Origin of the sequence: Thalassobacillus pellis (genome assembly GCF_016908295.1) — a bacterium.
GTDB lineage: Bacteria > Bacillota > Bacilli > Bacillales > Halobacillaceae > Thalassobacillus > Thalassobacillus pellis.
Window position 1 is genome coordinate 942,820 of record NZ_JAFBDO010000002.1, and the last position, 20,334, is coordinate 963,153.

At 41.1% G+C, this 20,334-nt stretch carries 19 protein-coding genes and 2 riboswitches; of the genes, 3 read left to right on the forward strand and 16 right to left on the reverse strand.

Going from position 1 to position 20,334, the window contains the following annotated elements; translation table 11 throughout:
* Window positions 1–68: 68 nt before the first annotated feature.
* The 13 genes from JOC33_RS10485 to JOC33_RS10545 form a co-directional block, all read right to left on the reverse strand.
* Window positions 69–809 carry an ABC transporter permease gene (locus JOC33_RS10485; protein ID WP_205092417.1) on the reverse strand — a complete coding sequence of 247 codons (741 nt, stop codon included), beginning with the start codon at window positions 807–809 and terminating at the stop codon, window positions 69–71.
* Complete coding sequence (locus JOC33_RS10490) at window positions 806–1,717, reverse strand: ABC transporter ATP-binding protein (protein ID WP_205092418.1); 912 nt, start codon at window positions 1,715–1,717, stop codon at window positions 806–808. The genes JOC33_RS10485 and JOC33_RS10490 overlap by 4 nt, the downstream gene beginning before the upstream one ends.
* Window positions 1,718–2,082: 365 nt before the next feature.
* Window positions 2,083–2,709 (reverse strand): 4Fe-4S single cluster domain-containing protein, encoded by a 627-nt coding sequence (locus tag JOC33_RS10495; protein WP_205092419.1) that lies wholly within the window; start codon window positions 2,707–2,709, stop codon window positions 2,083–2,085.
* Complete coding sequence (locus JOC33_RS10500) at window positions 2,709–3,425, reverse strand: ComEA family DNA-binding protein (RefSeq protein WP_205092420.1); 717 nt, start codon at window positions 3,423–3,425, stop codon at window positions 2,709–2,711. The genes JOC33_RS10495 and JOC33_RS10500 overlap by 1 nt, the downstream gene beginning before the upstream one ends.
* Entirely contained in the window at window positions 3,425–3,640 is a 216-nt protein-coding gene (locus JOC33_RS10505) for a DUF2997 domain-containing protein (protein ID WP_205092421.1), read from the reverse strand. Before JOC33_RS10505 ends, JOC33_RS10500 begins: the two co-directional genes overlap by 1 nt.
* Before the next feature lie 11 nt (window positions 3,641–3,651).
* Entirely contained in the window at window positions 3,652–4,095 is a 444-nt protein-coding gene (locus JOC33_RS10510) for a hypothetical protein (RefSeq protein WP_205092422.1), read from the reverse strand.
* Between the two features lie 17 nt (window positions 4,096–4,112).
* The gene (locus JOC33_RS10515; RefSeq protein ID WP_205092423.1) at window positions 4,113–5,777 is read right to left on the reverse strand and encodes an AAA family ATPase; all 1,665 of its coding nucleotides are present in this window, start codon (window positions 5,775–5,777) and stop codon (window positions 4,113–4,115) included.
* A gap of 204 nt (window positions 5,778–5,981) precedes the next feature.
* The gene (locus JOC33_RS10520) at window positions 5,982–6,752 is read right to left on the reverse strand and encodes a thermonuclease family protein (RefSeq protein WP_205092424.1); all 771 of its coding nucleotides are present in this window, start codon (window positions 6,750–6,752) and stop codon (window positions 5,982–5,984) included.
* A 199-nt stretch (window positions 6,753–6,951) separates the two neighbouring features.
* Window positions 6,952–7,578: a class D sortase gene (locus tag JOC33_RS10525; RefSeq protein WP_205092425.1), complete on the reverse strand. Its 627-nt coding sequence runs from the start codon at window positions 7,576–7,578 to the stop codon at window positions 6,952–6,954.
* A gap of 45 nt (window positions 7,579–7,623) precedes the next feature.
* Window positions 7,624–8,043, reverse strand: a complete 420-nt coding sequence (locus JOC33_RS10530) for an excalibur calcium-binding domain-containing protein (RefSeq protein WP_205092426.1) — start codon at window positions 8,041–8,043, stop codon at window positions 7,624–7,626.
* 267 nt (window positions 8,044–8,310) lie between these two features.
* On the reverse strand, window positions 8,311–9,405 hold the full coding sequence (locus JOC33_RS10535) for an NAD(P)-dependent alcohol dehydrogenase (protein WP_239534088.1): 1,095 nt from the start codon (window positions 9,403–9,405) through the stop codon (window positions 8,311–8,313).
* 257 nt (window positions 9,406–9,662) lie between these two features.
* A complete protein-coding gene (locus tag JOC33_RS10540; protein WP_205092427.1) occupies window positions 9,663–10,223 on the reverse strand; it encodes a DJ-1/PfpI family protein in 561 nt (186 codons plus the stop codon).
* 75 nt (window positions 10,224–10,298) lie between these two features.
* Window positions 10,299–11,267, reverse strand: coding sequence for a helix-turn-helix transcriptional regulator (locus tag JOC33_RS10545; protein WP_205092428.1), 969 nt, complete (start codon window positions 11,265–11,267; stop codon window positions 10,299–10,301).
* A 113-nt stretch (window positions 11,268–11,380) separates the two neighbouring features.
* On the opposite strand from JOC33_RS10545, the gene JOC33_RS10550 reads away from it, so the two are divergent.
* Window positions 11,381–12,214, forward strand: a complete 834-nt coding sequence (locus tag JOC33_RS10550; RefSeq protein ID WP_205092429.1) for an SDR family oxidoreductase — start codon at window positions 11,381–11,383, stop codon at window positions 12,212–12,214.
* Between the two features lie 165 nt (window positions 12,215–12,379).
* Window positions 12,380–13,567 (forward strand): polysaccharide deacetylase family protein, encoded by a 1,188-nt coding sequence (locus JOC33_RS10555; protein WP_205092430.1) that lies wholly within the window; start codon window positions 12,380–12,382, stop codon window positions 13,565–13,567.
* Window positions 13,568–14,210: 643 nt separating this feature from the next.
* Here JOC33_RS10555 and JOC33_RS10560 read toward each other — a convergent pair.
* The 3 genes from JOC33_RS10560 to JOC33_RS10570 form a co-directional block, all read right to left on the reverse strand.
* A complete protein-coding gene (locus JOC33_RS10560; protein ID WP_205092431.1) occupies window positions 14,211–14,438 on the reverse strand; it encodes a hypothetical protein in 228 nt (75 codons plus the stop codon).
* 91 nt (window positions 14,439–14,529) lie between these two features.
* Window positions 14,530–15,318 (reverse strand): nuclease-related domain-containing protein, encoded by a 789-nt coding sequence (locus JOC33_RS10565; RefSeq protein ID WP_205092432.1) that lies wholly within the window; start codon window positions 15,316–15,318, stop codon window positions 14,530–14,532.
* Window positions 15,319–15,678: 360 nt separating this feature from the next.
* The gene (locus tag JOC33_RS10570; RefSeq protein ID WP_205092433.1) at window positions 15,679–17,145 is read right to left on the reverse strand and encodes a protein adenylyltransferase SelO; all 1,467 of its coding nucleotides are present in this window, start codon (window positions 17,143–17,145) and stop codon (window positions 15,679–15,681) included.
* A gap of 188 nt (window positions 17,146–17,333) precedes the next feature.
* Window positions 17,334–17,442: riboswitch (SAM riboswitch) on the forward strand.
* Window positions 17,443–17,495: 53 nt separating this feature from the next.
* A riboswitch (cobalamin riboswitch) is annotated at window positions 17,496–17,691 on the forward strand.
* Between the two features lie 138 nt (window positions 17,692–17,829).
* Between JOC33_RS10570 and metE the strand changes: the two genes are divergently transcribed.
* Entirely contained in the window at window positions 17,830–20,139 is a 2,310-nt protein-coding gene (gene metE / locus JOC33_RS10575) for a 5-methyltetrahydropteroyltriglutamate--homocysteine S-methyltransferase (RefSeq protein WP_205092434.1), read from the forward strand.
* The last annotated feature ends 195 nt before the right edge of the window (window positions 20,140–20,334 follow it).

The following is a 20,334-nucleotide window of genomic DNA, read 5'->3' on the forward strand; positions in this document are numbered from 1 at the left end:
ATTCATTAATAATGTATGGAAATAGTTGATTTAAGCGTGTACCTTCGTCCTGCTTTTACAAAGAGATGTTATTTATCACTCCAGCGGAAAAAACGTGAGGCCAGTATCGTGGAAACGACAGCAATCCCAATCAGAACACCCGCTTCAAAGCCATATTCTGTAATCGGAGCTTCTGTCCATGTTCCCCGCATTAGCTGAATCACATAATAAAGCGGAAGCACTTTTGCTACATATTGAAGCACCGTCGGCATCATTTCGAGGGGGAAAGTTGCTCCTGACAAAAATAACATCAGATTTAAGAACAGCGTGCTGATTGCTGCTGCCGTCTGCGTATTTTTGGCAAGGGAGGTCAAAAATAAAGCAAACGGGAAAAACGCCAGAATACTGATGAGCAGGACAAGGAGCGTACTGCCAATGAATTCCGGCAGGCGCAGATCATACATCATCATTCCAAACACCATGAGCAGCACCGCGGAAATTCCAAAGATGACCGTCCCTTGAAAAGCGTGGGCAGCGAGAATCTTCCATGGTTGAAGCGGGGTCGATTGATAGCGCCTCAATACGCCTGTTTCCCGGTATCCTGTCAATACGGTACCTAAGGTGAAAAAGGAAGTCGTCACGATATTGACGCCGATCCACGATGGGACAAACATTTCTGCGAATGTCTGCCCATTCATCGTTTCGCCTACAAACATGGAGCCGAACAGCCAAATCATGGTAACCGGAAACAGAAACGTCCAAAAAGTACTGAGCCGGTCCCTGAAAAACATTTTCGTCTCTAACCCTGCCAGCTGAATGACTGCATTCATACAATTTTCTCCTTTTCTAAGTAATGGACAAACAAATCATCAAGCGATCCTGTTTCAAACCGGAAATTGGAAAGGCTTAACCCTTTACTTTCACAAGAGCTGAAGATGTGATATGCAGTCTTTTGCTGATTGTCGCTATAAACCTTATAAACACCCTCCTCGATTTCAACCCGAATGACGCCTGGCAGCCCAATCAGCTGCTCATATCCTAAACCGTCGCTTTCGAATGTCAGGTAGTGAGCAGCGACTTCATTCAGTAAGTCTCGGGGAGAGTTCAGGGCTTTCAATTCCCCGCTGTAAATCATCGCCACACGGTCACAAAGCTTTTCAGCCTCTTCCATATAATGTGTGGTCAGGACCACGGTGCATCCCTGTTCCCGCAGCAGACGGATCAGGGACCACATTTCCCTTCTGGCATGTGGATCGAGTCCCATACTCGGCTCATCGAGGAATAGAATTTCCGGTCTATGAAGCGTCGCAAGGGCCAGGGTCAATCGCTGCTTCCAGCCTCCGGAAAGGTCATCAAATTTGACCTCCATTTTATCCTCCAACCCAAGCAGCTCAACCAGGTAATCCTTCTGGTTCTCCTGTTTGTAAAAGGAAGAAAACAGAGCCAGAGCTTCTTTGACTTTCATCTTTTTTTGAATGGATGTCGCCTGGAACTGGACCCCGATCCTTTTATTCAGCTCCCTTAAACTCTGGCATGGAATGAGACCAAGCACATTGACATTCCCTTTATCAGGTTTGATGATACCTTCAAGCATTTCGAGAGTGGTCGTTTTACCAGCTCCATTCGGGCCGATCACTCCAAATATTTCCCCTTCGTGAACGGAAAAAGATACATCCTTCACAGCCTTGATATCTCCGTAAGACTTCGATAAGTTTTCCACTTTGATTACGTTTTTCATCCTTTTCTCCTCTCAGGAAATGAGTCCGTCGTTTATTTTACTTATTTACGTACTAAGGAGGATAAAGTTTCAAAAAACTTGTTCAGCTTGCAGAAAAACCGGTAAATCTCTGGAACATCTTTAATAAGTACACGTGCGGGCGAAACCACTCGCTTTCCGCGGACGAACGCCCGAGCCTCCTCGTGAAAACCCTCACTGCAGGGTCTCGGATCGCCCGTTTTTCCGCAGGAGCCTCACGGTTTTCGCCCTCCCGTAACCGAATTACTTATTCCTTTTACAACATTATTAAAGCTGGCGAGAATATCTCGACAGCTTCCTTGTTTTAGTATTTTTTGAAAGGTGCATTTCCATTTATTAGTACCAGTCTAATCTTGCTGTTTTTTTAAATGCCCTAAACCTTCTATCAACCTTTCCAAGTCATTATGTTTTGCCATTCCATTAATTGCAAATTCACCTTTATCATCGAATTGTATTTCGATTCTATTGGGAATACAGTCTAATTTCCCTTCTAATTCAATATACCTGTCGGTCAAAAAGTGATACTTTTGATTAGATGAACCTTTCCAAGGCATACTGAGATCTAATTTAGATTCGATAAAAGGTCCGTCAATAAGTAAATCAGTTAAATTTAATAATTTACTCCAACTACTTCTATTATTACTTTTGATTTTTTCTATCGTGTACCCGCTAAATGTCATAATGGATAAACCTAATGATCTTATTTTTTCACTTAATTTAGCTAGACCTTCAGCTTGTTCGAATGGCTCTCCTCCTAAATATGTAACACCCTCTATATTATTTATTTCTACACTTCTTTTAATTTTATTAAATAATTCATCTATTGAAATAGAAGTGCCCCCGTCTTTAGACCAAGTCCAGGGAACACCACATCCTTTACATTGGATAGGACAACCTTGAACCCAGATACATGCTCGCTTCCCAGGACCCTCGACATTTGAAATAGGTATATAGCGATGAATTCTTATATCCATTAATAGTCGACTATCCTTCCTGTAGACTTTTCCTTTTTGTTTATCTTATTTTCAGATATTAATATGTGGGGTAACACTTTATTTGCTATATGCGGTTTAAGTTTCATTTGGTCAATAAATTGTTCTTTAGATGTAAAATTGCCATTAACGCTTCTCAACTCCACTATTTTTTTTGCAAAAATGCCATCTAAGTACGGTATTTTTGCTAACTCTTCCACAGTCGCTTTATTTATATCAATACATGTAACAGTATTTTTATTTTCAAATTTATTTAAAGTGTTGCCCACGTTATATTCTTGGACTGGTTTGGAAACTTTAGGAATAGTTTCATTCATTTGATAATCATGTTGTATTTCCTTTTTTAGAGTTTCGTATTTATAGTCGGATAATTTCTTAACTGCCTCTAATCTCAATAGATATTCAGGTCGAACTTTAAAAACATGTATTATTGAGGCAACATAACCCGCTATAAATAAAATAGCAAAAATATTGTAAACCCAATGGTTCGATGGGAAAACTTCAGTGATTACAATAAACAAAATAAATATAAGACTATACACAATCCCTGAGATGGTCCATTTCTTTTGTTTAACTCTGTAGGCAATATAGAAGAAAGAAATATAATTTAAAAATCCAAATGTCAACAAAGACCAAAGCATCCAAATAGAGTTTCTTAGTTCCCACACTTTTCCTTTATTAGTAATCTGTTTATACATTAATCTTCTCTCCTATAATTCAGATGTTCGATCGAGACATTTATTTCGGATTGTTTTTGGTAAAATTCCTCTTTATAATCGGAGTCAATAATTTCTGCTTCTAATAATTCTTCAAGCATTTCCATGTATTTGAGACATTCTTTCCCAAAAACATTTATTGTATCAGCGGAAATTGTGCCATCTTTATTAATAACGAGTCTTATTCGCTTATCCATTGAAGTCCTCCTTATTGGTTTACTTTAAAAGTTAATACCACACCTCTATCTTCCAGTTCTTCTTCAAGCTCCAACTCCATGCCATACTCCTCTGCCCGATTTAACAGCTTTGCATAAGTGTCCCTTTGTACAATAGAAATATATTCCTTTTGTATGTTATTTATAAATCTTTCTGCATCATCTGCATTAATCTTTCCATCAAATAAAGCTATGTATTGACTGTTGGCTCCTTTTTCAAAAATGATATCTATATCGGAAATTGTAGTTTTTAAATTGTTTTTTTCACTTTCCAAGTCTGTTCCATAATTATCTAAAGCTCTTTTTAGTATAGATTCATCTTTTATTAGAGTTGGAATTGAATAAGACTTAAGATGTCTTGAAGTTTCATTAGATTTATCACTAATTACCTGTACAACCCCAATTGCCAGTGGAATTAAAACCATTTCAAGACTCACTACTGTTCACTCCTATTCTAGAAATCTATTGTTCTTCCGCCCCTGGTAGACTTAATATCATCTAATGGGCTGTCATTAAAATTCGAAGCAGACTTGGAGACGGTTTCAGTATATTCAGAACGGTCTTCTTGCAAAGTAGCTGCTACTGCACGCATATTTGCCCATTCTCTAATTTCTCTAATTTGTTCAGATTGTGTAACAGATAAAGCTACTGTGTTATTAATCACTCTCATTAAGTCATCTAATTCCAGACTACGATCATTTGAATAGGCTTCAAATAAGGCTGAAATAACAACTTGTTCAATTTCTGCACCTATAAATCCTTCCGTTTGATCTGCTAATTGGTCTAATGTACTCTCATTCAAATTAAAAGAACCTTTAACATCAGGATGTATTAACCTCTTTTTTAAATGTATTTTGAAGATAATCTTCCTCTCTTTTCTTGTAGGAAGATCAACAAAAAATATTTCATCAAATCTCCCTTTGCGTAAAAGCTCTGGGGGAAGGTTTTCAATGTTATTAGCTGTTGCTATTACAAACACTGGTTTCGTTTTCTCTTGTAACCAAGTAAGGAAAGTACCGAAAATTCTTGTGGTAGTTCCACTATCTCCGCTAGTATTAGTGTTTCCTAGACCTTTCTCAATTTCATCTATCCATAGAATGGATGGAGAAAGTGTTTCAGCAGTTTCAATTGCCTTTCTCATGTTTTCTTCACTACTACCTACAATTCCGCTAAAGATTTTTCCCATATCCAGTCTTAATAAAGGTAGATGCCACATTGAACTTATAGTTTTAGCTATTAAACTTTTTCCGCAACCAGGTACTCCAGTAATTAAAACTCCTTTAGGGGAAGGTAATCCATATTTTTCAGCAGATTGTAACCAAGATTTGTCTCTTTTCATAAGCCAGCGTTTAATATTTTCAAGACCCCCTACTTCCTCCAGTTTTGGCTGATCTTGTATAAATTCTAAAATACCCGTCTTTTTGATCGTCTGTTTCTTTTCTGCCAAAATGTCTTTAACACTTTCAACATCTAATTTCCCACGACCTACCATAGATAAAGCAAAAGCATTTTCTGCTTCTTGTAAGGTTAAACCAAGCGCTGCTTTAGCCAATCTTTCTGCTTCTTCTTCACTTAAATTAATATTTATTCTCTCATTATTTTTATTTGCATAAATAATATCATTTAGAACTTCTTTAATTTCATGAAAAGTTGGCAAGCCAAAATCAACGATAGTTATCTCTTTCTGTAACTCTGTAGGTATACATAAAATCGGGGAAGTAAACACAACATTTTTTGGATTTAAACTTTTTTCTAGATTGGGGACAAGATCCCTTAGTTTCCTTATTACACTCATATCTGCTGAACGATTTTCCGCACCAAAATAAATATGGAAGTCTTTCATAATAAAAATAGCAGGCTCCTTATAATTTTCTATAAAATCTAGCGCTTTATGAGGAGACTTAGTGTCCTTGCTTTTATGTATGCCATTTTCAATAATGCCTTCAGTCTGACTCCATGTAATTAATTTACGAGGAGTTTTAATTATTTCTACAGCTTGACTAAGGTAACTTAGCTGATCTATTACTCTATCTTCTTCCCAGGTTGATATATAAGCGAATGGAAATCTAGCTCTAAATAAATTTGCCATTTGTACAATGAAATTAGAATCATAACCCATATAAATATACTTCCTTCCATACTATATTGATCTATGAATATTATATCAAAAATGCTTCTAATAAATTACTAATTTTAACAATATTAGGATATTTAAAGAGTCAATCTTCCGTACAATAAAGCTCAAATAAAAGTAATTATCTTTATTAAAATAATTTTTTCAATAAAAAAGAAAGTCTCTGTTATAATCAGAGACTTCCCTTTACTATTCACAACCTATCCCATCACCGTCTCGATCTAAATGCTTGTCATAACCAGGGTCTCCCCTTTTGATCGGGTCAGCACCAGCTTCTCTGACGGCAGTACAATTTTTATAATAAACGGAATCACTGGTTCCAGTATCATCGGTTGTTCCAGAATCAGAAGAGTTATCCGCTTCATCAGTTGATCCGCTTTCCTCTTTATAATGATAACCATGGTTATGGTCCTTATGGGCATATCCCGGAATTGACCAGACTCCAATCCCTTTTTCGATCGCCTTCGCCTGAACCTTATGAAACTCATCAAGCATCGTCAAATCGTTATATAAATAAGCAGTTCGGGCGAGCCCTTTTCGGAGCAGCTTCTCTTGAATCGTTTCGCCGTCTATAAATACGTAAGCAAGGAGGCGACCATATTTATCCCGTTTTTCTTTTCCGATATCTATTCGCACTTCCTCATTCGCAAGCGTTTCCTTCACAAACTGTGATGCTTCCTTCCCAAAAGGCTCCACCGGTTTATCAGGATGGACAGTTTCTGGTGTATCAATCAACAGCAGGCGAACGTCTTCTTTTTCTCCGTTCATGGAAACTTCCAGGGTATCTCCATCCACCACTCTTGTAACTGTCGCGTTGGTGGTTTTATTTTCACTGGCAGCCTTTGGATCGTTATTATTTTCCTCATTTGTCCCGCCAGCAGAATCAGTCATTTCCATGGAGCAGCCACTTGTAAGCAGTAGTATCAGCAGGATAACCACCTGCATTTTCGATTTCATCATGTAATTCCTCCCGGCCGCTGAAATATATGTAAATACGAGGGCATCATTTCTTCCATTTTCACATGATTCCACTCCCATTGATAGTAAAAAGGAATTTTTGAAATTAAAAACCCGGCCTAAATAGGGCCAGGTCGTTAATGGTTATTGTCTTTGGAAAGAGGGATTAGTACTTAAACATGAAACACACGATTCAGGGATACTAATCTGCTAAGCTCGCCTGAATAATGTAACGTTTAGGAGCGTCACCGATATAATCAAACGGGTAACACGTAGTCAGTGTCAGTGTAGGTTTCTCTTTTTTGACGATGACTGTACGATCTTCCGCTTTTGTAACCCACGTTTTTTGAATCACGTATTTATACGTTTTCCCATCAAAATGAACTTTGAGTATGTCGCTTTTTTCTAGCTTACCGAGACCTGTAAATACGGTATCCCGGTGACCGGAAAGCACCGTATGGCCGCTATGAGAATTAGGGACTGTCGTCCATTTGCTCACATACATACCGACACCTTGGCTAAGTGTGTCTTCACCTGTGCCCCAATAAATCTTATAGCGCTTCCCCAAAGCCGGGATATCCAGAAATGCAACTTTGTCCCCTTTGGAAAAAGGAAAGTCTAATGTGGAAACTTTCTCTTTTTTTTGTAAAGATTCCTTAGACTTTGCGGGTATATTTTTTGTTGTGGCAGACAGCTTTTCGGGCGGGTCGGTTTGCTTTTGAACTGGAATAGCCTCCACCGACTGCATCACCTGGTAATATTGCCATCCGCTGTAAGCAAAAATGGTAAATCCGATAGCAAAAATCATGATGGATATTTTCCTGATCATTCTCAACACTCCAAAAGGATTAGCCGTTATTCTCTGAATGGAATATTACTGGCGCTTACGAATGCCAAGCGCACCTAGTGCCATGGCACCCAGTCCTCCAAGAATTCCAAGTGGAAGCGGGCTTGCCGTATCTGGCATTTGTCCGCCTTGCTCATTTCCGCTATCTTCCGTAGTTTCGTTTTCCGTTGCAGATTGATCGCTGTTTTCCGAGGATGAATTATTAGAGTCATCACTGCTATTAGTATCACCAACTGGTAAACTCTCGCAAGGTTTGCCATCATTTTCTCGATCTAATCCATCTGGATCATTCGGATGTTCTTTTAAGTGTGCCTGAGCCTCAGCTTGGGTTGAAAAATCTTCACAATTTAAATTCTCTCCATGGCTTGCAAAACCTGTTTGTGCTCCTAATAATGTTAAAGGTGTTAGTAGTACCGCGCTTAAGAACATTTTTTTCAGTTTTTTCATGGTACATCGCCTCCAAAAATTATTTTTAGTGGTGTCGTACCCCCTGTAAAAAAACTGACTAACCATGAAACTCCAGCTCCTGCCCCTCTTTCTCAAAAAATATAAGCTTCTTAGAGTAGTAGTCTCTAGGAAGCTTATATTACAAATAATACCATTTTATTACATTTTTGCAAATATTTAGATAATATTCACTCAATTAATGTCTATTCGTATAGGAAAACTTTCGTTAGTACCTTCTTCTGTAAGATCTTCCTGCCTTATCTTTGTTTAATATTCCGGAAGGCCATTTGGATAAACCATCACTTTGATACTGCCTTGTTTATCCGTTCTTGCTTTTTCCATGGCTTCCCAGGTTCTTTCCAGTGGAAAACGATCTGTGATGAGTTCATGCATATCGACCAGCTTCGAGGACAAAAATTCAATTCCCTGCGGATATGTATTGACATAGCGGAAGATTCCACAAATATCAATTTCATTATCTGCAATAAGGGGAACGTTCACAGCTATCTCGTTAATCGGTGGCAAACCTACAATTGCCAACTTTCCGCCGCGCTTTACAGCTGCAAGGGCTGATTGTAAGGCTTTAGGATTCCCGGCTGTTTCAAAAGCCGTATCTACTCCTTTACCTCCGGTTATTTCCTGTATTTTTTCATCTACGTTTTCCTCTGTTGCATGGATGATATGGTCTGCCCCCATTTTTTTAGCTGCTTCTAAACGGACCGGCGACAAATCTGTCACGATCACTTTCTTGGCACCGAACGCTTTGACAGCAGCGACCGCCGTTAATCCCACTGGCCCCATGCCCATGATGGCCACCGTAGAACCCGGCTGTAATTGCGTGCGCTTCGCCGCATGAATCCCGACGGAAAATGGCTCGATAAAAGCACCTTCCTCAAAAGATAAGTCATCCGGAATTGGATGGACAAAGTCATCGCGATGTTTAAAATATTGCACAAATGCGCCATCCACCGGTGGAGTGGCTAAGAATTCTACCTCCGGACACAAATTGTATCGGCCAGCTTTACAATACTCACACGTTCCGCAGGTGATGCCAGGTTCTACTGCCACCCGGTCCCCGACTTTATGCCTCGTTACCTCTTCCCCGATCTTAACGACAACTCCTGCACATTCGTGTCCCAGAATAATGGGGCTTTCCACCACATACGGCCCTATTTTGCCGTGCTCATAATAATGGATATCCGAACCGCATATACCCACTGCCATCACTTTGATCAACACTTCGTCCGGATTTAATTCCGGAACAGCAAGCTCTTTGACCTCTATATCAAACGTATCGTTCATCACAGCCGCTTTCATCGTTTTCGGTATAACTTCCTGTAACACTTGCTCTTTTTCAACCATCCTTTTCCCTCCAATTAAATCAACTCTTCTAAATCCCATTACCGAATTAAGAATTTTCTGATTAAGTGTCATTTTAGCATGATTGAGGGAGGAAATCATGTTATTTCATCGATGATGTCTTGTGAATACCTGTCTCCAAGAACTTCACAACACCTGAGTAATGATTTAATGCCGGTTTTTTCACTGAAAAAAATAGAAAGCAGACCTTTTTCAAAATGTCTGCTTTCTAAGACTATACTGACTGTATTAGAGTAATTTTATCCTCTTAATTGATTCTTAAAGAAAAGTACTGTTTCTAGTTCATCTTCCCTGTCCTCAAATATATTCAACTCTTTTCCAACAGCGATAGCAAATTCAATGTATGCATTTCCTTCTGCGGTAATTAGATTTTCGCATACCGTTACATCAGCTTCACTCATATACTTTTCATTAAAGTAGTGAGCATATTCAGGATTATCATCAATGGAAGTAGAATACTTTCTTTCCCTCAGGACGTCTGCCGCTGCAAGAAATGTAGGTCCCCCACATATGGCCGCTATCCCTTTACCTTGTTCATCAAATCCTTTAAGCAGATTCAATAAACGTTCATCCTTGTCAAACGGGGAAGGTTCTCCTCCCGGGATGATGATCATCTCATAATCAGCAGGGTCGACTGCCTCGATATTCCTATCCACCTTTACTTTAAAGTTTCCTGCGTGAGTAACTACCTCGCTAATTCCAATTGTGTGAACTTCGATGTCTGAAACATTCAGCATGTAGGTAAGCGGACTGATTTCCCAATCTACATATCCATCGTAAAGAAAAAATAATGCTTTCAACTGGTCAGCCCCTTTACATTTAGTTTTGAGGAACATCGTATTAATTGTAACACAATATTCTGACTTTAATTTCTTTTATTTCTCCTGTTTATAAAAGCCAACAGTGGCTTCAGCCATCGCCAGAATCTTATCGTGCAGCTCGGTTGGCTCTATTACCCTGATCTGATCAGCAAATCCTAATATGAATCCTTTTGCTTCTTCTTCCGTATCAAAGGACAGCTTTACAGGTGTCCAGCCATCCCGATTCATCTCTTCGGCCTCGACATTTTTTACAAACCTGTCGGTAAACAGTAACCTCGGCATAATGGATGGCGCCGCCTTTACCGACACCTCATAACGTGGCAAATTATTTATAAACGCTTCTGTCGACGATTTCCAGTATTCGGCCAAATCAAAGTCATGGGGTCTTTCAAACGTTTCATCGATTGGTTCTGCAGATTTAATTCGTGAGGCCCTGTAGCTTCGAATTTCATGATTATCTTTGGCTGCGATGAAATACCAGCGGCTCCCCTTAGCAACGAGCCCCAGCGGTTTTACCACCCTATCAGTTCTCGACCCGTCTGCACGTTGATAAACGATTGCTAATTTATTTTCCATCCATATAGCGTTTTTAAGAACTTCAAAAGCTTCTATTTTTTCGTTACGTTTTTTCCATGCACTTGTATCAATATGAATCCGGTTCCAGATATCTTTAACATTTTTGTGATATTCAGATGGAATGGCTGCCATAAGTTTATTCCTGGCTTCCTCAGAGGGTCGGGCTAATCCTAAATCATCAAGCAATTGAGAGGAAGGAGAAATGAACAAAGAACGAATTTCAGATTCCTTCAAACCAGTTAAATTCGTCCGATATCCCTCTAATAAGGACCAACCGCCGTTTTTTCCACGTTCTGCAACAACAGGAATACCGGATCCGCTTAACGCTTCCATATCTCGATAAATCGTTCGCTCGGATACCTCCAGCCTTTCCGCTAATTCTTTGGCCGTCATCTGCCCATGTGCTTGCAACTGTAACAAAATAGATATCAGACGATCCCCTCTCATCCCATTCACTCCTTAAATTGACTAATTATATCTAGTCAATAAAAGATGACACAAGTTGTCAAGTATTACCCTGTATGATAGAAAATAGCTTACTCATGAAAGGAATGAGAGGAATGAATTCGTTACATGGAAAAGTAGCCCTCGTAACAGGGGCAAGCAGAGGAGCAGGAAAAGGTATTGCAATCGAATTGGGTAAAGCTGGAGCTACGGTCTATGTCACGGGGCGGAGTACGAAAGGGAATTCCACTAATGATTGGCCAGGCACAATCGACGATACCGCTTCCGAAGTGGAAGCCTCCGGGGGAACAGGAATAGCGATCAAATGTGATCATACCATTGATTCAGAAACGGAAGCAGTAATTACTCAAATTCGCAAGGAACAAGGAAAACTAGATATACTGGTCAATAATGTCTGGGGAGCACACGATCTTGGTATGGAAGCCAAGCCTTTTTGGGAATTGCCATTGAATCATTGGGATACCATGTTCACGGCTGGGGTACGTGCCCAATTGGCCACTAATCACTTTGCCATTCCATTGCTTCGCGAAAACAAACAAGCAATTCTTGTTCACACCACTTTTTGGGATGACGGCAAATACACCGGCCACTTTTATTATGATTTAGCCAAACATGCTTTAATACGCATGGCTTATGGACTGTCCAAAGAATTAACACACGACAATATTGCTGTTCTTGCCGTATCACCCGGATTTATGAGAACCGAACTTGTGTTAAAGCACCATAATGCAGCTGAGGAAAATTGGCAGGAATCTGATGAGTTAATCAGAACGGAGACCCCTTATTATGTGGGACGTGCGATAAAGGCTTTGGCAAGTGATCCTGATGTGATGAAGAAAAGTGGACAGGTGCTTAAAACAGGCGATTTAGCCAAAGAATATCAGTTTACGGATATTGATGGCCGATTGGTTCCTCCCTTTACATTATAGAATTCATCATCGCACTATTTATTAATAAACCAAGGGCAACTATTTGCCAGCCATTAAAATAAGACGTCGCCCAGCTTCTTATTTTTTCTTTTCTAATTTTCTGTAACTTTCTTCCGCTTTCTTTCGACATATTTTATAAGAGCATGAAGGAAAGGACTGTGATAGATGGAGGAAACGAATTTACTGAGGCGTAAGGTCGGGATAAAATCATTAATTATAATACTTATTGGCTTGTTCCTGTTTTTCCTGATCGGATGTTCGGACCAGGCAGCCATGCAACAGGATAACCAAAAGCAAGTGGAAGCTTCCCACGACGAAAGTACAGAAGATGAACAGGATAAAGTTGCCCCAGATAAGTCACAAAAAGAAGAAGGAAACCAGCCCGAAAAAGAAGCACAACTGGTTGAGTACACAGGTCCGGTCGAGCACATTTTCTTTCACCCTGTGATTGCCTATCCGGAACTGGCATTTGATCAGGATCCAATCTCCAAAGGGTATAACGATTACTTTGTGACCGTGAAAGAGTTTAAGAGAACGTTAGAAGAACTCTATAAAAATGACTATATATTAATAGATATAAACCTGTTAATTAACAAAGCGGGCAGTAAGGTTACTGCCAACCGAACATTAATGCTGCCGGAAGGGAAAAAGCCCCTCGTCCTATCCATTGATGATATGAATTACTATGATTACATGAGAAAAAACGGCAATGTGTACAAACTCATACTTAATGACGAAGGCGAAGTCTGCTCCTATACAATAGCGCCAGATGGCAAGGAAGTTATTTCACAGGATAACGCCATCGTTCCTATTTTAGATCAGTTCGTAAAAGAACACCCTGACTTTTCCTTCCAGGGAGCAAAAGGACTGATTGCCCTCACTGGATATCAAGGTGTACTCGGGTATCGCACAAATCAACGAAACAGCGAAGATTTTAACCAGAAAAAAAGAAATGCCCTCAAAGTAATTGAGCGTCTTAAAGAAACCGGCTGGACATTTGCCTCTCACGGTTATGGACATTTGGATGCCAGGAAAGTGAGTTATGATCGTCTCGTGAAAGACACGAAACGCTGGAAAAAAGAAGTAGAGTCATTGATCGGCCCTACTGCTGTTTATGTGTATCCCTATGGAAGCAGAGTGGTCACAGGAAGTAAAAAATTTAAAATGCTGGTTGACTCAGGCTTTACATTACTCGCATCCGTCGGTCCTTCTCCTTATCTGAAAGGTTACAACCACAACGCCATTATGATGGATCGCAGACATATCGACGGCATATCCCTGCAGACCCAACAGGATCGCTTATCCCCGCTTATGGATGCCGACTACGTATTGCAAGAAAAAGTCCGGCCATAACAGAATGCAAGTAACAGACACCACTAGAGGTCACTGAAAAATGATAGGTTTAGAATATCCGGAAAAACGGTCTGTATGAAGTTTTATGCTCATGCAGACCGTTTTTTTGTTTATGGAAACGGGCAAGCGTTCTTACGAGCATATTCTGACAATGAACAAGCATATTTCCTGCTGGGCGAGTGTATTTGACAACGAACGAGCATAATTTTCCTGCTGGGCGAGCATATTCTGGATAGCGAGCATTTGCCTGCAGCGGTATGGGAAAATCAACAAACAGCTCCTTTAGATAACAAAGGAATTCTTCAGTTTACGTTACAGGTTGTATTTTGTGATAAATCAGCGGAGTATGAGTTGATATCAGCGGAAGACTGCCTAGAAATCAGCGGAACGGGACCGGTATCAGGCGTTTGCGGCTTAGAATCAGCGGACGGGGCAAGAAAATCAGCGGAGTGTCAACTGGAATCAGCGGAGTACGGCGGATCCGACCTTATTCAGAATAAAGATAGTCTCTTTTACGGAGCAAACATAGTCTCCCCCTTTATATCACCCTGAAATCATTGAGGTGTTTTTATTAGAAGAAAGCTGCCGAGATTTTTCTCAACAGCCTGAAGCAAGAACCTTACGTTTATATTGTTTGAGTTAGTCAGCGTTCGTTCCCTCTCTTGAAGTTACCTGTTATTTTCGCCATCACCAGCTGTCTTGCTTTTTCATCTTTGGCAGTGTCCATTTTCTGCAAAAACTTATCTGCTTCTTTTCCTTTTAAAATTTTCACTTGTTTACCGTGATAGTCCAGAAAAACAGTATTCTTTTTGTTGACGCGGTAACTGAAAGGAGTTTCATCTAACCGATTTCTTTTATCAATATTACTCATCTGATTCCTCCGCATTTATTTTTTTTGCTCCGTCAGAACTTTAGAACGTTACCCATTTATTTCCACTAGGTCAGCATTTAACCTTATGCTGTTATTTAATGGATTTCTGGTGGGTATAACAGTAGATCTTCCCCTCGAACTTTTTATGAGATAAACAATATTTTCGAACTTTATCACTTACTGTATCTTTGCAAATCACACATGCAGCCTCACCTTTAAATGCCCGCTTGTGCTTCTCTCGTTGTACAGGATCATCCACATTTAACTCCGTTAACGTGTTATACATCGTAATGATTTCCTCATCCGAAAATCTTGGTTTAGAGTTTTGCAGCTTTATGACATGAATCTTACGGTTTATGTATTCTGTGAGCTCGGTATCATATACACATAAATCATCCGATTGAATTTTTCTTAATTCGGGACTGATGTTAAATACCGCTCTTTTGGTAAAGGATATCATCGAAATGAAAGAATTATCGTCACAGTTTTCTAAACAAGCTTTAATCGATTCGATATGTCCATAATTTTGGCGAAAAGGATTCATCATTTTGAATTTACCGTTTACAGTCCATTGTTTATTTTCTTTACCTCCATAGATCTTTCCTGCATAATTTTTTGTTTCGATAACAAAAATCCCGTAAGGACAAATGAAAATGTGATCTATTTGAGAATAGCCTGATTTAGCTTTTGGGTTCTTTAACATCAAGTCACTGATATGTTTATGATTGGGTGGAAATTGTTCTAATTGAAGATTGATTTTGTACTCCCCTAACTCTCCTATACGTTCGGGGGTTATCTCCCTCTTCTTTTTCTTTGGTACCTGCCTCGTTGCTGCTGGTGATTTTTCCTTTTTCCTAAAAAAATTCATTAATAATTTCATTAATAATCTCCTCTATTTTAGACTTCCATTATTTATAATCGGTACATATGCTCATCCCCTTTAGAAATACTTCTAATACCCTCAAATGATGAAACAAGCCTGCTCCAGTAACATAATCAGAGCAGGCTTGTTCTTATTTTATAATGATTTTCCATTTAATGGTATATATTCCCATTTAATTTCCTACACTCGTATGAGAGGTGAAATAAATGAAGTTTTTTGATGATTGGCTCCAGGCAGTTAGTTTCCTAATCGTTGTAGTAATCTATTTTGTTTTCTCCAGATGGGTTGCCCCGTTTGTATTTTGATTATCTTCTTGTCAGCATGGATCGCAGCGAGTCCTATGAAAATTTTTACATATCAGGTGCCGCAAAAAGTTTGATAAGGGCGGTCACACTTTTCAGGAAGCGTGGTGTATGCTTCCTGATCGGCTGTATAGGCATAAGGATCAGATAATACTTTAAGCAGCCGCTCCATCACACTATAATCTTCTTTACTGACAGCTGCTTCAATCGCCTCTTCTACCCTGTGGTTCCGCGGAATCACGGATGGATTCGATTTTTTCATCAACTCATAGACATCAGTTTTGGACTTATTCTGTCTATCAAGCCTTGCCTGCCATCTCTTATACCATCCAGAGAAACCTTCATCCTTATCCATCGTCGTTTCTTCCGGCTTATCCAAAGTCAATGCACGGAACGTATTCGTAAAGTCAGCTTCATGCTCTTTCATGATAGTAAGCAGCTCTTCGATTAATGTTTCGTCATCTGCCTCTTCGTTGTGGATGCCGAGTTTTTCTCTCATTCCAGCAAGCCAGTAGCTACGATACATTTTCGCAAATTTGCCGTTTACCTCCTGGGCGAGTTCGACAGCCTGATCCTGATCGGTATGGAATAAAGACAATAGTGCTTCCGCAAACCGGGCAAGGTTCCACTGGCCAATCGCCGGCTGGTTCTGGTAAGCGTAGCGGCCCTGGACATCAATCGAGCTGAAGACGGTCGCCGGGTCATACTCATCCATGAACGCGCACGGACCATAATCGATGGTCTCCCCGCTGATCGTCATATTATCGGTGTTCATTACGCCATGAATAAAGCCGACAAGCTGCCACTTGGCAATTAAGCTAGCCTGACGCTCGACCACTTTTTCATAAAATGCCAGATAACGATTTTCTTGTTGCTCCATTTCCGGAAAGTGACGCTGAATCGCATAATCAGCTAGAGCTTTCAAGTCTTCTTTCGTACCCCAATTGGCTACATACTCAAATGTCCCGACCCGCAAATGACTGGCAGCGACACGGGTCAATACAGCCCCAGGAAGCGCTGTTTCCCTATAGACGGGTTCTCCTGTTTTCACGACAGCAAGGCTGCGGCTGGTTGGTATTCCGAGTCCATGCATGGCTTCACTGATAATATATTCGCGCAGCATCGGTCCAAACGGCGCACGACCATCCCCGCCCCGGGAAAACGGCGTCCGGCCGGAACCCTTCAGCTGGATATCAAACCGCTCCCCGGAAGGTGTCACCTGCTCGCCGAGGAGGACGGCCCTGCCATCCCCAAGCATCGTAAAGTTTCCGAACTGGTGGCCGGCATAAGCCTGGGCAATCGGCAATGCACCTTCTGGAATCCTGTTTCCCCCAAAAACCTCCATGCCTTCCGCATTCTCAAGGTTCTCGGCATTCAGTCCTAAAGATGCTGCAAGTGTTTTGTTGAAAAAGACCGATTCGGGTGCGCGAACCTGCACAGGGTCTGTTATTTCATAAAGCATTTCCGGCAGTCTGGCATAACTGTTATCAAAATTCCAGCCAAACTCGTTATGTTGTGTCATTATATCCCCTCAATTTGGTGTGTCATATTTTTCATCTCTTACTATTATTGTACAAAAAACTGAAAATCATTTTAAACGATTGATATGCAAGTGAAAAGCAAATGTCAAAAACACTCTATATTTTCCCCCGGAACAGATTGACAGCTGATTTTCATCATGCTAGTATGCATGTATTCAATTACATATATCTCTTATTCAGAGTGGTGGAGGGACTGGCCCGATGAAACCCGGCAACCTGTCAGCCTTAGCTGATGGTGGTGCTAATTCCAGCAAAGCATATGCTTTGAAAAATAAGAGAGGTATTGACGAAAAGCCTCTCTTACACAGAGAGGTTTTTTTATGTGTGAAACTGAATACTTGGATTAATCAGGTGCTGGTTAAGGTAAAACTTAATCGGCTTAAAAGGGAAGTCCGGTGCGAATCCGGCACGGTCCCGCCACTGTAATAGGAAGCAGCAAGCAAGTTTGTCACTGTCACTTATAGATGGGAAGACGCTTGTCTGTGGTGATCTTAAGTCAGGAGACCTGCCTGTTAATCATACACGACGACCTACGCGGAATAGGGAGGTGTGAAGCGCAGAACAGGACAAGTCTATCTAATTTGTCTCATTGTTCAAACAGTCTTGACAATCTCTCTTTTCACCAAGAGAGATTTTTTTAATGCTAAAAAAATTTACTGGGAGGTATGGCAATGACTAAGAGTTCGATCATCGGTTATCCAAGAATCGGAGAAAAACGGGAGTGGAAAAAAGCGCTCGAGAAATACTGGAAAGGGGAACTGTCTGAACATGAGCTGCGGACTGAGGTTGGAAAAATCAGACTTCAAAACCTTATAAAACAAAAAGACAGCGGAATTGACTTGATTCCAATTGGCGATTTCAGTCTGTACGATCATGTCCTCGACACGGCTAATCTATTCGGACTCATCCCTGAACGATTCCAACAGCAAAATCAGGACAGCCTGCAGACGTACTTTGATGTCGCGCGAGGCAATAAAGACGCCGTTGCTGCCGAGATGACGAAATGGTTTAACACCAATTATCACTATATTGTCCCAGAAATTACGGCTGATGCTGAACCAAAGCTGAAGGAAAATCATTTACTGCAGCTTTTCCTGGAAGCAAAAGAAGAGCTCGGTATTAGCGGGAAGCCTGTTCTTCTTGGACCGATCACCTTTTTGAAATTATCCAAAGGCTATAAAAGTGAGGATTTCAATCAACTCCTGGAAAAGCTTGTCCCTCAGTACATCCAGGTGCTGCGGGAACTTGAGAGCGCTGGTGCCGAGTGGGTCCAAATCGATGAGCCGATTTTGAGTACTACTATTACGGAGGAAGATATTCGCTCATTTAGATGGGTCTATCATGCCATCAAAGAACAGCTTCCCGACTTGAACATTCTGCTGCAGACGTATTTCGAAGCTGTCGATCACTATGAGGAAGTCGTCTCCCTTCCTGTGGACGGAATCGGGCTTGATTTTGTCCATGATAATGGTGAGAACCTGAAATCTCTGCAGACATACGGCTTCCCGGAAGATAAAGTGCTTGCTGCAGGCGTTATCAATGGGCGTAACATTTGGCGAGAGGATTTGGATGCTGCTTTTGACCAGCTGGAAACAATAATTTCAAAGGTCGAGAATAATCGCTTGATCATCCAGCCATCATGCAGCTTGTTACATGTGCCAGTCACCGTTGAAACGGAAAGCGACCTGGATCCATTGATTAAAAACGCCCTTTCTTTTGCCGATCAAAAGCTTGAAGAAATAAACATTCTAACCAAGGGCTTGAATCATGGGAGAAATTCCGTCAAGGATCAAGTGGAAGCCTTCCAAACTTATCGGGATAAGCTCCTTCATTCTAATTCCCGGAATAATGGCAATGTCCAAAAAGAAGTGGAATCCTGGAGAGGAATCGAGCCAAAGCGTGAATCACCATACTCCATTCGCCAGGAAATTCAAAAAGACTTTTTCCAATTGCCGGTGCTGCCGACAACAACCATTGGGAGTCTCCCCCAAACGAAGGAAGTCCGCCAGACAAGGCTGAAATGGCGGCGAGGAGAATGGTCGGACCAGGATTATCAGGCTTTTGTGAAAGATAATATCCGGGAATGGATCGACCGCCAGGAGGATATCGGCCTTGACGTCCTCGTCCACGGAGAGTTTGAACGGAACGATATGGTCGAATTTTTTGGTGAAAAACTGGCCGGTTTCACTTTTACCAGATATGCCTGGGTGCAATCTTATGGCTCCCGGTGTGTTAAGCCGCCAATCATTTATGGAGATGTCGATTTGCATCAGCCCATGACAGTAGAGGAAATCACCTATGCCCAGTCGTTGACAGAAAAGCCGGTAAAAGGAATGCTGACCGGGCCGATCACCATACTGAATTGGTCGTTTGTCCGGGAAGACATCAGTAAATTTGATGTTACCACACAAATCGCCTTAGCCCTGCAAAAAGAAATCAGCTTCCTTGAAGAAAGCGGCATTTCCATGATTCAGGTGGATGAACCGGCATTACGTGAAGGGCTGCCGTTAAAAGTTAAAAGGCAAATAGCGTATTTGACGGAAGCGGTCTACGCGTTTAGACTGGCTACTTCCCAGGTGAAAAAGGAAACGCAAATCCACACCCATATGTGTTATTCCGAATTCGGGGAAATCATGGAGGCTATTGATCAGCTGGATGCCGATGTCATCTCCATTGAAGCTGCCAGGAGTCATGGAGAAATAATTGCTGATTTCGAGAAGAATTCCTACGAGAAAGGAATCGGTCTCGGTGTCTATGATATCCATAGTCCGCGGATACCTCCAGTAGAAGAGATGGAGCGGAATATCGAACGCGCATTAAAAGTGCTTGATCCGCGCCAGTTCTGGGTCAACCCTGATTGCGGCCTAAAAACAAGAGGGATAAGCGAGACAACAGAATCACTTGCAAATATGGTAACAGCAACCCAACATATACGGGAACAGATCAAAAAAGAAGTGAACCAATTTCAGAAATAACAAAAGCGGAAGCGCGTTGCTCACCCCCGACAAGCTTAAGACGAACCTCGCCGTGGCGGTCTTTGCCACAGAGAGGGTTGGCTTAAGACCTCGAGGGGGTAGGCGCTGGAGCTGGATGAAACAAAAGCGGAAGCGCCTTGCTCACCCCCGACAAGCTTAAGACGAACCTCGCCGTGGCGGTCTTTGCCACAGAGA

What these genes read in the sequence shown, in the direction of transcription:
- JOC33_RS10485 (WP_205092417.1), bottom strand. Translation starts at nt 809, where the DNA reads ATGAATGCAGTCATTCAGCTGGCAGGGTTAGAGACGAAAATGTTTTTC.
- JOC33_RS10490 (WP_205092418.1), bottom strand. Translation starts at nt 1,717, where the DNA reads ATGAAAAACGTAATCAAAGTGGAAAACTTATCGAAGTCTTACGGAGAT.
- JOC33_RS10495 (WP_205092419.1), bottom strand. Translation starts at nt 2,709, where the DNA reads ATGGATATAAGAATTCATCGCTATATACCTATTTCAAATGTCGAGGGT.
- JOC33_RS10500 (WP_205092420.1), bottom strand. Translation starts at nt 3,425, where the DNA reads ATGTATAAACAGATTACTAATAAAGGAAAAGTGTGGGAACTAAGAAAC.
- JOC33_RS10505 (WP_205092421.1), bottom strand. Translation starts at nt 3,640, where the DNA reads ATGGATAAGCGAATAAGACTCGTTATTAATAAAGATGGCACAATTTCC.
- JOC33_RS10515 (WP_205092423.1), bottom strand. Translation starts at nt 5,777, where the DNA reads ATGGGTTATGATTCTAATTTCATTGTACAAATGGCAAATTTATTTAGA.
- JOC33_RS10520 (WP_205092424.1), bottom strand. Translation starts at nt 6,752, where the DNA reads ATGATGAAATCGAAAATGCAGGTGGTTATCCTGCTGATACTACTGCTT.
- JOC33_RS10525 (WP_205092425.1), bottom strand. Translation starts at nt 7,578, where the DNA reads ATGATCAGGAAAATATCCATCATGATTTTTGCTATCGGATTTACCATT.
- JOC33_RS10530 (WP_205092426.1), bottom strand. Translation starts at nt 8,043, where the DNA reads ATGAAAAAACTGAAAAAAATGTTCTTAAGCGCGGTACTACTAACACCT.
- JOC33_RS10535 (WP_239534088.1), bottom strand. Translation starts at nt 9,405, where the DNA reads ATGGTTGAAAAAGAGCAAGTGTTACAGGAAGTTATACCGAAAACGATG.
- JOC33_RS10545 (WP_205092428.1), bottom strand. Translation starts at nt 11,267, where the DNA reads ATGAGAGGGGATCGTCTGATATCTATTTTGTTACAGTTGCAAGCACAT.
- JOC33_RS10550 (WP_205092429.1), top strand. Translation starts at nt 11,381, where the DNA reads ATGAATTCGTTACATGGAAAAGTAGCCCTCGTAACAGGGGCAAGCAGA.
- JOC33_RS10555 (WP_205092430.1), top strand. Translation starts at nt 12,380, where the DNA reads ATGGAGGAAACGAATTTACTGAGGCGTAAGGTCGGGATAAAATCATTA.
- JOC33_RS10560 (WP_205092431.1), bottom strand. Translation starts at nt 14,438, where the DNA reads ATGAGTAATATTGATAAAAGAAATCGGTTAGATGAAACTCCTTTCAGT.
- JOC33_RS10565 (WP_205092432.1), bottom strand. Translation starts at nt 15,318, where the DNA reads ATGAAATTATTAATGAATTTTTTTAGGAAAAAGGAAAAATCACCAGCA.
- JOC33_RS10570 (WP_205092433.1), bottom strand. Translation starts at nt 17,145, where the DNA reads ATGACACAACATAACGAGTTTGGCTGGAATTTTGATAACAGTTATGCC.
- metE (WP_205092434.1), top strand. Translation starts at nt 17,830, where the DNA reads ATGGCAATGACTAAGAGTTCGATCATCGGTTATCCAAGAATCGGAGAA.